The following is a 14,427-nucleotide window of genomic DNA, read 5'->3' as shown; positions in this document are numbered from 1 at the left end:
CGTTTCGACATGGTCCGACAAGATGTCGCCAATTAGACTGGGGTCATGATCTCCAAGGTCGCGACGCTCCTCCTCGACCGTGTCTCGATGTTCGAGTTCGGGGTGGTCTGTGAAGTGTTCGGAATCGACCGCACCGAACACGGGGTTCCGCCGTTCGACTTCCGGATCTGCGGGATCCGTCCCGGCGAACCGCTCGCGTCGATCACACCGGGACTGACACTCTCCGCCGACTTCGGGCTGGACTTCCTGCGCGACGCGGATCTCGTCGTCGTCCCGCCGCCGGGGGCGCAGTCCGGCTTCCCGGTGGAGGCGCTCGACGCGGTGCGTGCGGCCGCGAATGCCGGTGCCATCGTCCTCAGCCTGTGCTCGGGTGTATTCCTGCTCGGCGAGGCGGGACTGCTGGCCGGACGCAAGTGCACCACCCACTGGGAGTACGTCGACGAACTGGCCACCCGGTTCCCGACGGCAACCGTCGACCCCGACGTCCTGTTCGTCGACGAGGGCAACCTCGTCACCAGTGCGGGCACCGCGGCAGGCATCGACGCCTGCCTGCACGTGGTCCGCCGGGAGCTCGGTTCCACCGTCGCCAATACGATCGCCCGGAGGATGGTCGTGCCGCCGCAACGCGACGGGGGACAGCGGCAGTTCATCGAACAGCCGGTGGTCGCGTGCACGTCGGACAGTCTGAGCGAGACGATGGCGTGGATGAGCGAGAATCTCGAGCTGCCCCACACGGTCGACGAGCTCGCGGCGCGCTCGTCCATGTCGACGCGCACCTTCGCACGCAAGTTCGCGGCCGAGACGGGCACCACCCCCGTGAAGTGGCTGACGACGCAGCGGGTCCTCTACGCACGGCAACTACTCGAGGGCACCGACCTCGGTCTCGAGGCGATCTCGAGACGCAGCGGATTCGGGTCCGGTGCGCTTCTACGTCACCACTTCAACCGGGTGGTCGGCGTCGCACCGGCCGACTATCGGCGCCGGTTCGGCTGCAACGCGGCCGAACTCAGGCAATGAACGTGCCGATGGCCGGGTTCGCCTGGCAGATCGGGCTACTGCCGAAGTTGATCGATCCGAACGCCGTCGCCACCACGTTCCCGACGCCGGTGTTCACCGTCGCGGACAGGAAGGGGTAGACACCGCCGAGGTTCACGATCCCCGACCGTCCGCTGTCGGTGTTGACCCAGGCCACGGTGACCTGCGCGGCTGCCGGAATCGGTGCTGCGGCGGGGCGTGACTCGAACCGGATGTCGCCGTCGGCGATGGGCGGCGACGCCTCCGGCCCGGACTGTCCGGTGAGCGCCGTCAACGACATCAGGCTGCCCTGGTTCGGGCATCCGATGGTCAGAGCCGGTCCGCCGAACGGGTGGGGCGGGTCGGCGCCGGCAGGGCCGGCCGTCAGCACAGCCGCGGTGGCGGCGATCGGAAACGCGACGGCGGCGATACGGTGGACGATACGTCTGGCGGTCATGTCTGCTCCTCGGAACGGATCCTCGCGCTGGTGCGCATCTGCCTGCGGGATACCCCTGGTACAAGCCGTGAAACGAAAGGATTCGCAGATGCCGGAGACCGTGCCGACCGATCCTGCAGCCGCCCGGCTGGCGCCGGGCGACACCGAGCGAGCGCGCGCCCTACTGGCCGGGGAGTGACGGGTCGGTTGCGGTGAGGGGCTTCGTCGCCGCGGGCGGCGTGGGCTCCTGCGTGTTCGTGCTGTCGAGGTCGCGCAGGTTCGGGGGAGCGGACGCGACCCGCGGCTGCTCGCGGCGGCGGCTCTTGAAGAACACCGCCCCCCCGGCCACAGAGGCACCCACGAGGACGATGATCGCGATGCGACGGCCCTTTCGCGACTTCTTCTCCTCGACCGGCGCCGCGGCCGAGGTCAGGGGACGAACGACATCCTGGGCGACCTTCTTCACCGGCACGGTCCGGGCGCGTTCGTAGCCCTTCTTGGCCAGCGAGGCACCCTGACGGCCGAGGAACAGACTGAGCTGGCCGGCGCCGCGAGCCGTGGCGAGTGCCGCCGAGCTTGCGTAGCGCCGCGCCTGATCGACAGCCTCGGATTCCTTGACGCGGGAAGCCGAATCCTCGACGTGGGCCAGAGCGGTCTCGACTCGTTCGGACACCTGCTCCTGCAGGGTCTCGGCGCGTTCGGTCGGAAGCAGATTCGTGAGGGACTCCGTCGCTCGTGTCATGTCCCCACTTTGTCACAAGAACCGGGAGCACGAACCGATCCGAAGGACTCGAGTCACCGCGGCGGAACCACACGGAACCCCACAATGGCAACATGGTGGTGTGACTTCACCTCATCAGACCGCAACCGCAACGCTGCACACCAACCGCGGCGACATCAAGATCGCGCTGTTCGGCAACCACGCGCCCAAGACCGTCGAGAACTTCGTCGGCCTGGCCAACGGTTCGAAGGACTACAGCACCGCCAACGCCGGTGGCACCGACTCCGGACCGTTCTACGACGGCGCCGTCTTCCACCGCGTCATCGACGGATTCATGATCCAGGGCGGCGACCCCACGGGTACCGGCGCCGGTGGCCCGGGCTACAAGTTCGGCGACGAGTTCCACCCGGAACTGCAGTTCGATCGCGCATACATCCTGGCCATGGCGAATGCAGGCCCGGGAACCAACGGTTCGCAGTTCTTCATCACCACCGGCCCGACGCCGCACCTCAACCGCCGCCACACCATCTTCGGTGAGGTCGTCGACGAGGAGTCGAAGAAGGTCGTCGACGCCATCTCGACCACTGCCACGGATCGCGCGGACCGTCCGCTCGAGCCGGTCGTGATCAACAGCGTCACCATCGCGTAGGGAACCGCAGCACATGACCAACCCCGGCTGGGGCGGTGCCGCGAACGAGGGCACTCCGCCCCAGCCGCGGTGCGTCCGCCACCCCGATCGTCCCACCGCACTGTCGTGCAATCGGTGCGGTCGTCCCGCGTGCCCCGAGTGCCTGCGCGAAGCGGCCGTCGGCTACCAGTGTGTCGACTGTGTGGCCGCCGGGCAGCGTGATGTCCGTCAGGTCCGCAACGTCGCCGGCGCCGTGACCACGCAGCGTGCGGTGCCGCTCGTGACGTACATCCTGATGGCCGTGAACGTCGGCATTTTCCTGATCACCGCGGCGCAGTCCCGCAGCATCATGCAGAACCAGGCGGGATCGAAGCTCTTCGCGGACTGGGCGCTGTTCCCACCCGCTGTCGTGGACGGGCAGATCGTCCGCGTGCTCGGCAGCGGATTCCTCCACTTCGGCATCATTCACCTGGCCGTCAACATGTTCGCGCTGTGGGTTATCGGCCGCGACACCGAACTGGTCCTCGGCCGTGCCCGCTACGCCTGCGTGTACTTCGTGTCCCTGCTCGGCGGTTCCGCCGCAGTGATGCTGTTCCAGCTCGGCGCGGTCACCGCGGGGGCGTCGGGCGCCGTCTTCGGACTGATGGGCGCTCAGGCCGTCATCCTCCTGCGGCTGCGACGCAGCCCCGCACCGGTGATCTCGGTGATCGCTGTCAACGTGATCATCAGCATCACGATCCCCGGCATCTCACTGTGGGGGCATCTCGGCGGCCTGGTCGCCGGAGCCGCGGCCACCGCGGGAATTCTCTACGGACCCCAGCTGCTGGGTGCCGGGAACAACCGGGAGAAGGCAATCACCGTCGGCTGGATCTGCCTCGGCGTCGTGGTGCTGGTGCCACTGGCCGTCATCGCGGTCCGCACCCTGCAGCTCCGCGCGAGCTTTGGCTACTGACCCCGGCCCACCAGACGATGCACCGCGAGGGCGTCGAACACGTCCTCCGGATTGGTGCCGAGATCCCAGCGGCCGAAGATCAGGAGGCGTTCGGTGCCGTCCTCGGTGCGGATGTCGATCTCGAGCATCGGCACCCGGCGGCCCAGCCGGGGGTAGCGCACGAGTCGCGCGCGTTCGATCTCCGAGCGGGCATACCTGTGGCGGCCTCTCAGCCGGTTCACCACGATCCCGCCGCACTCCTTGTCGACGGCGAGACGGGGGCGTTGCCGGAGCGCCGACGCGGCGGTCAGCAGCAGCCCGAGGGCGGCGACGCACACGAGAACACGGCCCGCCGGCTCGGTCGACACGGCAAGTCCCGCGACCCCCAACGCGACTCCGCCCGCAGCGAGCGCGATCACCGCGCCGAGGGGCGTCGACCACTCCAACGGCGCCTCGTCAGCAGACATCAGCACTCGACCTGCGGCTATCCACAGGGGTTGTCCACATTGGGGATGAATGACATCGGTGTAATTGTGATCGTCAACGCCAGCGCATCGTCATGATCAGACCGACCACCATGAAGCCGAATCCGATGAGGAAGTTGTAGGCACCGAGGTTGTTCATCCACTCGAGCTGGTCGGCGGCCAGGTAGTAGACGAGCAGCCACACCAGCCCGACCAGCATGAACCCGAGCATCACCGAGACGTACAGGGTGCTGGAGGGGCCGGCCTTCACCTTCACCGGGGTGCGGCTCGCAGGGTTGATCGTGTAATCGGTCTTCTTTCGGACCTTCGACTTCGGCATGACGTCCTCGTTCGTGCGGCTCTACGGGAATGTGGGCAGGTAGATTCGGAAATACCTGCGTGTGTACACGCTAACGTAGCCGCGATTCGCGCGGCGAGGACGAGGGGACGGAAACACCGGTGACCAGGTCGATCTTCTGGCGGATCGCGGTGCTGGTGGTGTGTCTCGTGGCCGGTCTGCTGGTGGCCACCACCCGTCAGGTGTCGCACGGCAACGAGATCCGCGCCGGCGATTCCACCCGGCTGTCCGACCTCGTGCGCAACGCCCAGTCCGAGACCGACCAGGTGGCCGAGACCCGCGACCGGCTGGCGGCGCAGGTCGAGTCGCTGCAGCAGGACGCCGCCGCGTCCGACAGCGGTGTCGCGCAGGCGCTCGCCGACACCAAGGCGCTCGCCACGGATGCCGGACTCACACCGATGACCGGTCCCGGCGTCACCGTCACACTCACCGACGCCCCCCGCGACGCGGACGGCAAATACCCCGTCGACGCGTCCCCGGACGATCTCGTCGTCCACCAGCAGGACGTCCAGAGCGTGCTGAACGCGCTGTGGGTGGGTGGCGCCGAGGCGATCAGCATGCAGGACCAGCGGATCGTGAACACGTCGGCGCCGCGCTGCATCGGCAACACCCTGCTGCTGCACGGCCGCACCTACAGCCCGCCGTACGTGATGTCGGCGATCGGGGACCCCACGCGACTGGAGGCGGCGCTCGCGAACGAACCCGGAATCCGGGTGTTCAAGCAATACGCGTCGCGGTTCGGCCTCGGCTATTCGGAGGCGGCGTCCGGCCAACTCACCGTGCCCGGTTACGCGGGGCACTGACCTGAACGGTCCCCGGCCGTGCAGCGCACGAGGCGGGCAGAATACCCTGCTTCCATGAGGATTCTCGTCGTCGACAACTACGACAGCTTCGTGTTCAACCTGGTGCAGTACCTCGGACAGCTGGGAACACGGGCCGTGGTCTGGCGCAACGACGATCCGAACCTCACCGGGCCCGACGCCGTCGCGGCGGCCGCGGCCGAGTTCGACGGCATTCTGCTGAGCCCCGGCCCCGGCACACCGCAGCGGGCAGGCGCGACGATGGACCTGGTCACGGCATGCGCCGCCGCCGAGACACCGCTTCTCGGGGTGTGCCTCGGGCACCAGGCGATCGGGGCCGCGTTCGGCGCGACCGTCGACCGGGCACCCGAACTCCTGCACGGCAAGACCAGCGTCGTCCACCACACCGGCGAGGGTGTTCTCGCGGGTCTGCCCGACCCGTTCACCGCCACGCGCTACCACTCGCTGACCGTCCTGGAAGACACCATCCCGGACGAACTCGAGGTCACCGCCCACACCGACAGCGGCATCGTCATGGCGATGCGGCACCGGGAACTGCCGATCCACGGCGTCCAGTTCCACCCGGAGTCCGTGCTCACCGAGGGTGGGCACCGCATGCTCGCAAATTGGCTCACCGTCTGCGGCGAAGCCCCGAAGGAATCCCTCGTCGCCACCCTCGAGACCGAGGTCGCGCAGGCGCTGGGCGCGTAGCGCCCGTGCGCCTTTGTGGTAGCTACCGCAACCAGAAAGGCGCACAGGCGGCGGAGGCGCCTACCGCGGGATGCCCAGCGCGCCGACACCGACCGAGACGACACCGTTCTTGGTGATCTCCGATCCCGGCGGCTGTTCCTGGCTGATGATCTTGCCGACCATCTCCGGGTCCAGGGTGGACGTCTGCGTCTGATTGATCGAACTCGACGACCCACTCCAGCCGGCGCTGCGCAGCTCGGCGAGCGCCTGCGACACCGTCTTGCCGGTCAGGTCCGGCATCTCGATATTGTTGCCGTTCGACACCCGGATCTGGATGGTGTCGCCCTTGGCTGCGGTGGAGCCGCCGACGGGGTCGGTGGAGACGACCTGGCCCTTCGGCACACCGGAATCGATGTTCTGGATCTGCACCTTGAATCCGGCACCCTCGATGTTGGCCTGCGCGACCTCGACCTTTTGGCCGGTCACGTCGGGGATGCGGATCTGCTCCGGCCCGGTGCCCAGCGTGACGGCGACCTCGGAGTCGAGGGAGATGCTCGCCCCGGAGGACGGGTTCTGCTCGATCACCTTGTCGACGTCGGACACGTCGGACGGTGCGCGGGCGACGGCGGTGTCGAGCCGCAGACCCACCGCGTTCAGCTCCTGCTGCGCTTCCTGCTGGGTGAGGCCGGCGAGCCGCGGGACCTTCACCTGTTCGGGTCCGGACGACACCTCGAGGGTGATCGTGCTGCCCTCGTCGACCTGCACCCCGCCGACGGGCCGGGTGGTGATGACGTTGCCGGTCGCCACGACGGCGTCCGGTTTCTGCTGCCGGGCGACGCGGAAACCGAGGTTCTGCAGTGTCGTCTCGGCGTCGTCCGCGGCCTGGTTCGTGACGTCCGGCATGGTTACCTGATCGGCCTTCGAACCCGGTCCCACGGACCACAGGAACGCGCCGACGATGCCGACGACGATGAGGGCGCCCAGCGCCATCAACGCCACCCGCATCGGGTTCTTCTTCTTGTCGGGCTCGCCGCCGTCCGTCTTCGACGCGGTGGCCGGGGTGGGTGACTGCGGGCGCCGGTAGTTCCCCGCGCCGGAGTCGACGGCACCGAGGATCGTGGTGCGGTCCTCGTCGCTCATCACCATCGGCGCGCTGGGGCGCTGCCCGCCGAGTACCCGGACCAGGTCGCTGCGCATGTCCGCGGCGGTCTGGTAGCGGTTGGCGGGGTTCTTGCTCATCGCCTTGAGGATCACCGAGTCGAGCTCACGCGGAATGTCCGGGTTGACCACGGACGGGGTCTGTGGGTCCTCCCGCACGTGCTGGTACGCGACCGCGACCGGGGAGTCACCCTTGAAGGGGGGTTCTCCGGTGAGGATCTCGAACAGCACGCACCCGAGCGAGTACACGTCGGAGCGGGCGTCGACCTGCTCGCCGCGGGCCTGCTCGGGCGACAGGTACTGGGCGGTGCCGATGACGGCAGCGGTCTGCGTCATGGGGCTGGACGCGTCGGAGATCGCTCGCGCGATGCCGAAGTCCATCACCTTCACCGCGCCCGCCCGGTTGATCATCACGTTGGCGGGTTTCACGTCGCGGTGGACGATGCCGTTGCGGTGGCTGAAGTCGAGCGCCGCGCACACGTCAGAGATGACCTCCATCGCGCGGCGGGGCGCCATCGGGCCCTCGCCGCGCACGATGTCCCGCAACGTGTCACCGTCGACGTACTCCATCACGATGTACGGCAGCGGTCCCGCGTCGGTTTCCGCCTCGCCGGTGTCGTAGACGGCCACGATCGCCGGATGATTCAGCGCCGCGGCGTTCTGCGCCTCCCGGCGGAACCGGAGGTAGAACGTGGGGTCGCGGGCGAGGTCGGCGCGCAGGACCTTGATCGCGACGTCCCGGCTGAGCCGGACGTCGCGGGCGAGGTGGACCTCGGACATGCCACCGAAGCCGAGAATCTCACCCAGCTCGTAGCGTGAGGAGAGGTTGCGCGGTGTCGTCATGGCAGTCCTTGTGGGGTCGGAGTAGTTGACTCCTCCGACGTGGTCGTCGTGGTCGTCGTCGTGGGTGCGGTGGTGGTCGTGGTGGTGGTAGTCGTCGTCGGCTCTGTCGTCGTCGTGGTCGTCGGCTGGGTGGTGGTCGTCGTGAACGGCTGGGTGGTGGTCGTCGTATACGGCGGCTCGGTGGTGGTCGTCGGTTCCTCGGTCGTGGTGGTGGTCGTCGGCCGCGGTGTCGTCGTGATCGTCCGCAGCGACGACGTGATCGCCGGCGACGTCGGTTCCTTCGTGTCACCACCGTCGAACAGGACGAGCGCGAGCGCGATGATCGCCGCCAGCACCAGCAGACCACCCGCACCCCAGGCCACGGCCTTCTGGCCGCTGGTCAGCCCGCCCTTCTTGCCGTCACCGTTCGAGTCGTCCGGCGGCACCTGCCCCGTGACCGGTCCCGCGTACGCGGTCTGCGAGGGCGGCATCATCTGGGTTGCGCCGGTCATCGGCGGGGGCAGCACCCGCGCCGCCCCGGTACCCGACATGCCGGGCGGCGGGGGACGCCTGCCTGCCCGGACCGCCGCGACCGCGTCGGCGAACTCTCCACCACTGGCGTAGCGGGTGCTCGGATCCTTCGCGATGGTGATGTCGATGAGTTCGCGGATGTTCGGCGGCAGGTCGCTCGGCAACGGTGCCGGTGCCTCCTGCACGTGCTTCATCGCGACCGTGATCGCGCCGTCGCCGACGAACGGGCGACGTCCGGACAGCGCCTCGTAGCCGACGATGCCGAGAGAGTACACGTCGCTCGCCGCGGTCGCGTCCTGCCCGAGCGCCTGCTCGGGGGCGATGTACTGCGCGGTGCCCATCACCATGCCGGTACGCGTGACCGGCGAGTTCTCCACGGCCTTCGCGATGCCGAAGTCGGTGATCTTCACCTGGCCGGTGGGGGTGATCAGAATGTTGCCCGGCTTCACGTCCCGGTGCACGACACCGGCGTCGTGCGCCACCTGCAACGCCCGGCCGGTCTGCTCGAGCATGTCCAGGGCGTGCGGCACCGCGAGACGGCCCACCCGTGCGAGGACGGCGTTGAGCGGCTCACCGTTGACGAGTTCCATCACCAGGTAGGCGGTGGAATCGCCGGTGGCGTCGCGGACCTCGCCGTAGTCGTAGATCCCGGCGATGCCGGAATGGTTCAGCTGCGCGGTGGTGCGCGCCTCGAAGCGGAATCGTTCGACGAACTCCGGGTCGGACGAGAACTCGGACTTCAGCACCTTCACCGCGACACGACGATTGAGCCGGTTGTCCGTCGCTTCCCAGACCTGTCCCATTCCGCCCGTGGCGATGAGCCGGATCAGGCGGTATCGATTGGCGATCAGCGCGCCGTTGTTCAGTGCCACAATCAGCCCCCTTGTAGTCCGGCTGCGATGACGGCACGGCCGATAGGTGCAGCCACCGAGCCGCCGGTTGCGGCCAGTGCACGATCTCCGCCGTCCTCGACGATGACCGCGATGGCGACGGTCGGGTTCTGGGCGGGTGCGAATCCGATGTACCAGGCGTGGGGCGGGGTGTTCCGAGGGTCGGTCCCGTGCTCGGCGGTGCCCGTCTTGGACGCGATCTGGACGCCCGGGATCTTGCCTTCGCCGCTGGTGTTGTTCTCGGAACCGATCATCAGGTCGGTCAGGGTGGCCGCCACCTGGGACGACATCGCCTGGCCTTCGGAGACCGGGTTGGTGGTCGCGAGGTTGGACAGGTCCGGCCCCTGCAATTCGGATACCAACTGCGGTTGCATCCGCACGCCACCGTTGGCGACGGTAGCCGCGATCATCGCGTTCTGCAGCGGAGTGAGCGCGACGTCTCGCTGGCCGATGCTGCTCTGGCCGAGTGCGGCGTCGTCGGGGATCGATCCGATCGTGCTGTCCGCGACGGGGAACGGGACGCCGGGCATCTGCCCACCGATGCCGAGCGCGCTGGACTGGTCGCTGACGGCGTCGGTGCCGGTCTTGACTCCGAGTTCGACGAACGCCGTGTTGCACGACCGCGCGAACGCCTCACGCAACGACGCGGTGGGGGCACCGCCACACGTGGAGCCGTTGTAGTTCTCGAGCGTCGTGGAGGTGCCGGGAAGGGTGATCTGCGGGGCCGCGGTCAGCTGGGTGTCGGGGGTGGTTCCGGCGGCGAGCGCGGCGGCGGTCACCACCACCTTGAACGTGGAACCGGGCGGGTACGTCTGCGACACCGCACGGTTGATCAGCGGCTTCTCCGGGTCGGCATTCAGGGCCTCCCACGCCGCGGTGGTCTCGGTGCCGTCATGGCTGGCGAGCGAGTTGGGGTCGTAGCTCGGGGTGCTGACCATCGTGAGGATGCGTCCGGTGCTCGGCTCGATCGCCACGACCGAACCGGTGTAGCCCTTCGCCGTCAGCTCGTCGTACGCAACCTGCTGCATGACCGGGTTGATGGTGGTCACCACGTTGCCGCCGCGGGGGTCGCGCCCGGACACGAGGTCGAAGAAGCGTCGTCCGAACAGCCGGTTGTCGGAACCGTTGAGGACCGGGTCCTCGGTCCGCTCGAGACCGGTGCTGCCGTATTGCATCGAGTAGAACCCGGTGACCGGTGCGTTGGCCAGCGGGCTGGACGGTGCCGCCGGGTTGGGCGGGTAGGTGCGCAGGTACTTGTAGCGGTCGTCGGTCGGGACGGACGCCGCGAGCACCTGGCCGGCCGCCGAGATCTGGCCGCGCTGACGCGAGTACTCGTCGAGAAGCACGCGCGAGTTCCGCGGATCGGCCCGCAGGTTGTCCGCCTTGATGACCTGGACGTAGGTGGCGTTGGCGAGGAGGGCGACCACCATCACCATGACGGCGATCGCGACGCGACGCAGAGGTGTGTTCATGAGCGCGGCACCATCTCGGTCGGGGCGTCGGCGATGGGTGCGGGGCCCTTCTTCTTCGGGACGGCCGGCTCACGGGCGGCGTCGGAGATCTTGATCAGGATCGCGAGGAGGAGATAGTTGGCGAGCAGCGACGACCCACCGTACGACATGAACGGCGTGGTCAGCCCGGTGAGGGGGATCAGCTTGGTGACGCCGCCGACCACCACGAACACCTGCACCGCGATCGTGAACGACAAACCGGCCGCGAGCAGCTTGCCGAAGCTGTCCCGGACGGCCAGCGCGGTGCGCAGACCACGGATGACGAGGATCAGGAACAGCATCAGGACGGCGGCGAGACCGATGAGACCGAGCTCCTCACCGATCGTGGCGACGATGAAGTCGGTCTTCGCGAACGGCACCTGGGCGGGCCGTCCGCTGCCGAGTCCCGTTCCGGCGACGCCACCGGTCGCGAGCCCGAACAGCGACTGCGAGATCTGGTAGCCGGTGTTGTTGTAGTCGGCCAGCGGGTCGAGCCAGGTGCTGACGCGGACCCGGACGTGGCCGAACAGCTGGTAGGCGAAGAAGAAGCCGATACCGAGCAGTCCGGCGCCGATCAGCAGCCATCCGACGCGCTCGGTGGCGATGTACAGCATCACGAGCACGGTGCTGAACAGCAGCAGCGACGTGCCGAGGTCCTTCTCCAGCACGAGCACACCCACCGACACCATCCATGCGAGCAGGATGGGTCCGAGGTCGCGGGCGCGGGGGAGGTCGATGCCGAACACGTGCTTGCCTGCGGTGGTGAACAGGTCGCGCTTCGCGACCAGCACCGACGCGAAGAAGATGATCAGAAGGATCTTCGCGAACTCGCCGGGCTGAATGCTGAAGCCGGGGAGGCGGATCCAGATCTTCGCGCCGTTCACCTCGGAGAAGCTGGACGGCAGGATCGCCGGGATGGCGAGGAACACCAGTCCGGCGAGGCCCAGCGTGTAGCTGTAGCGGGCCAGGAGGCGGTAGTCCTTGAGCAGCACCAGCACCGCCACGAAACCGGCGATGGCCAGCGTCGTCCACAGCACCTGCTGGTTGGCGTCCGGCGACGGCACGGGCAACCCGAAGTAGGCGGCGGACTGTGCGTCGGCGAGGTCGAGTCGGTGGATCAGCACCAGTCCGAGGCCGTTGAGCAGCGCGACGATCGGCAGGATCAGCGGGTCGGCGTACGGAGCGAACCGGCGCACCGCGAGATGCGCGATCAGGAACAGCGCCGAATAGGCGGCGGCGTACTTGGCGAGATCCCAGGTGATGCTCTGTTCCTGGCTGGCCTCGACCAGCACCAGCGAGATCGTCGTGATCAGGATCGCGAAACCGATCAGGATCAGCTCGGTGCCCCGACGCGTCGACTGGACGGGGGCTGGCGCGAACCCGCCGGGTGGACTGGGAAACTGCGCCCCCGGTGATGCACTTGCGACCGACATCAGCTAGCCGTCCTGCAGTTCTGACCGGGAACCTGGGTCACGGTCGGCGCCGGGGTGGCGGTCGGAGTCGGGGGTGCGGTCGGCCCCGGAGCGGGCGGTACCTCGGCCGGGGGAACAGGTGCAGGCGCGGGCGGCGGCGTGGTCTCCGGGACGGGAGCCGGCGTCGGTGCCGGCGTCGTCGTCGTGGTGGTGGACGACTCCGACTCGCAGACCGGAAGCAGATCGTTCTGGGCGAGCCGCGTCATCTGGTTGCGGACGTCGTCGAGCTTGCCCGAGGGCAGCCCGGCACGCACCTGCTCGCGGGCGGACGGCTGGAGGTCGTCGACCTCGAGGATGGTGCACCCGTTCGGCGATTCGGTCGGCGACATCAACGTCAGGTCGCCGGCATCGCTGACACAGCCGACGAGATTCGCTTCCTGCAGCGAGTAACCCAGCACCGAGCCGGGGACTCCGCGCAGCACGGTGACGCGTTCGCCGTCGGCGCCGACGTAGTAGTTGTTGCGGACCAGAGCCCGCCCCACGAAGGCAGCGACGGCGACCACGACGATCAGACCGAGCGCGAATGCAGCCCACCACATGCGGTGACGCTTCTTCTTCGTCGGCGGTTCCTCGACCTGCGGGACGACCCGCTTCGGGGTGGCCCGCGGCGGACGCATCGCGGCGGCACGCCCCGCGGCCGTGTTGGGCGGCGGGGTGTCCTCTTCGTCGTCGGCGGAGGCGGCACCGGCGACGATGGGGTGGCTCTGTCCGTAGTCGAGGTCGATGACGTCCGCGACGACGACCGTCACGTTGTCCGGGCCGCCGCTGCGTAGGGCGAGTTCGATGAGCCGGTCGGCGCACTCGTCCTGCGAGCCCTCCCGCATCGTGTTCTCGATGGTCTCGTCGCTGACCACGTCCGACAGTCCGTCGGAGCACAGCAGGTAGCGGTCGCCCGCACGCGCCTCGCGGACCGTCAGCGTCGGCTCGATCTCGTTGCCGGTGAGGGCGCGCATGATGAGCGACCGCTGCGGGTGGGTGTGAGCCTGCTCGGCGGTGATCCGTCCCTCGTCGACGAGGGACTGCACGAACGTGTCGTCCCGGGTGATCTGCGCGAGGGAGTCGTCGCGGAGCAGGTAGGCGCGGGAGTCACCGATGTGGACGAGCCCGAGCTTGTTGCCGGAGAACAGGATTGCGGTGAGCGTGGTGCCCATGCCGTCGAGTTCGGGGTCCTCCTCGACGTGGTCGGCGATGGAGTCGTTGCCCTCCCGGGTGGCGGCCTCGAGCTTGCCGAGGAGGTCTTCGCCGGGCTCGTCGTCGTCGAGATGCGCGAGGGCCGCGATCATCAACTGCGACGCGACCTCACCGGCCGCGTGCCCGCCCATGCCGTCCGCGAGCGCCAGCAGGCGGGCCCCGGCGTACACGGAATCTTCGTTGTTGGAACGGACAAGGCCACGGTCGCTGCGGGCGGCATAGCGGAGTACGAGGGTCACGGGCGCAACTCGATTACCGTTTTGCCGACCCGTACGGGGGTACCGAGCGGCACGCGGACAGATGTGGTGACCTTGGCGCGATCCAGATACGTGCCGTTGGTCGAGCCGAGGTCTTCGACGTACCAGTCGGCGCCTCGCGGGGAGAGCCGAGCATGGCGGGTGGAGGCGTAGTCATCGGTGAGAACGAGGGTGGAGTCGTCGGCCCGGCCGATGAGGACGGGCTGGGTGCCGAGGGTGATGCGCGTGCCGGCGAGGCCGCCCTGCGTCACCACCAGATACTTGGCCGTCTTGGTCTTTCCCAGCGACGGCAGCACATTGCCGCTGCGTGAATATCGGGGCGGCACACGGACGCCGGAGCCGGCGTAGATGTCGCCGCGCAACGCCCGCAGAACGGTCCAGACGAACAGCCACAGCAGGAGCAGGAACCCTGCTCGTGTGAGTTGCAGAATCAAACCTTGCACGGCAGTCCACCTCCTTCTGTGGCCGGAACGTTCGAGGTTCCAGCGTCTTTTTCTGGCAGCATCATAGGGGCAACCCGCACCCTGCGATCAGGATACGGACAGCCCACAACGATACGGAGTCCCCACCGTGT

General features: G+C 68.3%; 15 protein-coding genes. 5 read left to right on the top strand and 10 right to left on the bottom strand.

What is annotated here, in order from left to right:
* Positions 1-45 precede the first annotated feature (45 nt).
* A complete protein-coding gene (locus tag QM806_RS18995; protein ID WP_120660045.1) occupies positions 46-1,017 on the top strand; it encodes a helix-turn-helix domain-containing protein in 972 nt (323 codons plus the stop codon).
* Here the strand turns inward: QM806_RS18995 and QM806_RS18990 are convergent.
* Positions 1,007-1,471: a hypothetical protein gene (locus QM806_RS18990; protein WP_054247682.1), complete on the bottom strand. Its 465-nt coding sequence runs from the start codon at positions 1,469-1,471 to the stop codon at positions 1,007-1,009. The two genes, QM806_RS18995 and QM806_RS18990, sit on opposite strands and share 11 nt — an antisense overlap.
* Before the next feature lie 160 nt (positions 1,472-1,631).
* Entirely contained in the window at positions 1,632-2,192 is a 561-nt protein-coding gene (locus QM806_RS18985; protein WP_054247681.1) for a hypothetical protein, read from the bottom strand.
* A gap of 100 nt (positions 2,193-2,292) precedes the next feature.
* Between QM806_RS18985 and QM806_RS18980 the strand changes: the two genes are divergently transcribed.
* Both QM806_RS18980 and QM806_RS18975 read left to right on the top strand, forming a co-directional pair.
* Positions 2,293-2,820: a peptidylprolyl isomerase gene (locus QM806_RS18980; RefSeq protein WP_005263459.1), complete on the top strand. Its 528-nt coding sequence runs from the start codon at positions 2,293-2,295 to the stop codon at positions 2,818-2,820.
* Between the two features lie 13 nt (positions 2,821-2,833).
* Positions 2,834-3,751: a rhomboid family intramembrane serine protease gene (locus tag QM806_RS18975; RefSeq protein ID WP_005249084.1), complete on the top strand. Its 918-nt coding sequence runs from the start codon at positions 2,834-2,836 to the stop codon at positions 3,749-3,751.
* Here the strand turns inward: QM806_RS18975 and QM806_RS18970 are convergent.
* Together QM806_RS18970 and crgA are read right to left on the bottom strand one after the other, a co-directional pair.
* Entirely contained in the window at positions 3,745-4,203 is a 459-nt protein-coding gene (locus QM806_RS18970; RefSeq protein ID WP_120660044.1) for a PH domain-containing protein, read from the bottom strand. The two genes, QM806_RS18975 and QM806_RS18970, sit on opposite strands and share 7 nt — an antisense overlap.
* 67 nt (positions 4,204-4,270) lie before the next feature.
* Complete coding sequence (crgA, locus tag QM806_RS18965) at positions 4,271-4,534, bottom strand: cell division protein CrgA (RefSeq protein ID WP_005249082.1); 264 nt, start codon at positions 4,532-4,534, stop codon at positions 4,271-4,273.
* Positions 4,535-4,653: 119 nt separating this feature from the next.
* On the opposite strand from crgA, the gene QM806_RS18960 reads away from it, so the two are divergent.
* Positions 4,654-5,355 carry a DUF881 domain-containing protein gene (locus QM806_RS18960; protein ID WP_007301411.1) on the top strand — a complete coding sequence of 234 codons (702 nt, stop codon included), beginning with the start codon at positions 4,654-4,656 and terminating at the stop codon, positions 5,353-5,355.
* Positions 5,356-5,409: 54 nt separating this feature from the next.
* Positions 5,410-6,063, top strand: coding sequence for an aminodeoxychorismate/anthranilate synthase component II (locus QM806_RS18955; protein WP_005263451.1), 654 nt, complete (start codon positions 5,410-5,412; stop codon positions 6,061-6,063).
* A 60-nt stretch (positions 6,064-6,123) separates the two neighbouring features.
* On the opposite strand, the gene pknB is transcribed toward QM806_RS18955, so the two are convergent.
* From pknB to QM806_RS18925, 6 genes are read right to left on the bottom strand one after another with little or no spacing between them, the layout of a single operon-like run.
* Positions 6,124-8,043: a Stk1 family PASTA domain-containing Ser/Thr kinase gene (pknB, locus tag QM806_RS18950; protein ID WP_005263449.1), complete on the bottom strand. Its 1,920-nt coding sequence runs from the start codon at positions 8,041-8,043 to the stop codon at positions 6,124-6,126.
* Positions 8,040-9,425 carry a protein kinase domain-containing protein gene (locus QM806_RS18945; protein ID WP_005561059.1) on the bottom strand — a complete coding sequence of 462 codons (1,386 nt, stop codon included), beginning with the start codon at positions 9,423-9,425 and terminating at the stop codon, positions 8,040-8,042. The genes pknB and QM806_RS18945 overlap by 4 nt, the downstream gene beginning before the upstream one ends.
* Positions 9,426-9,427: 2 nt before the next feature.
* The gene (locus QM806_RS18940; protein ID WP_005263445.1) at positions 9,428-10,915 is read right to left on the bottom strand and encodes a penicillin-binding transpeptidase domain-containing protein; all 1,488 of its coding nucleotides are present in this window, start codon (positions 10,913-10,915) and stop codon (positions 9,428-9,430) included.
* Positions 10,912-12,366, bottom strand: a complete 1,455-nt coding sequence (locus QM806_RS18935) for an FtsW/RodA/SpoVE family cell cycle protein (protein WP_005249076.1) — start codon at positions 12,364-12,366, stop codon at positions 10,912-10,914. The genes QM806_RS18940 and QM806_RS18935 overlap by 4 nt, the downstream gene beginning before the upstream one ends.
* Positions 12,366-13,835 carry a PP2C family protein-serine/threonine phosphatase gene (locus QM806_RS18930; protein ID WP_054247680.1) on the bottom strand — a complete coding sequence of 490 codons (1,470 nt, stop codon included), beginning with the start codon at positions 13,833-13,835 and terminating at the stop codon, positions 12,366-12,368. The genes QM806_RS18935 and QM806_RS18930 overlap by 1 nt, the downstream gene beginning before the upstream one ends.
* Positions 13,832-14,296 carry an FHA domain-containing protein FhaB/FipA gene (locus tag QM806_RS18925; protein ID WP_005249074.1) on the bottom strand — a complete coding sequence of 155 codons (465 nt, stop codon included), beginning with the start codon at positions 14,294-14,296 and terminating at the stop codon, positions 13,832-13,834. Before QM806_RS18925 ends, QM806_RS18930 begins: the two co-directional genes overlap by 4 nt.
* Between the last annotated feature and the right edge of the window lie 131 nt (positions 14,297-14,427).

The sequence above is a fragment of the Rhodococcus sp. IEGM 1351 genome (assembly GCF_030056875.1).
GTDB classification, from domain to species: domain Bacteria; phylum Actinomycetota; class Actinomycetes; order Mycobacteriales; family Mycobacteriaceae; genus Rhodococcus_F; species Rhodococcus_F opacus.
This window is presented reverse-complemented; position numbering and strand designations above follow the sequence as displayed.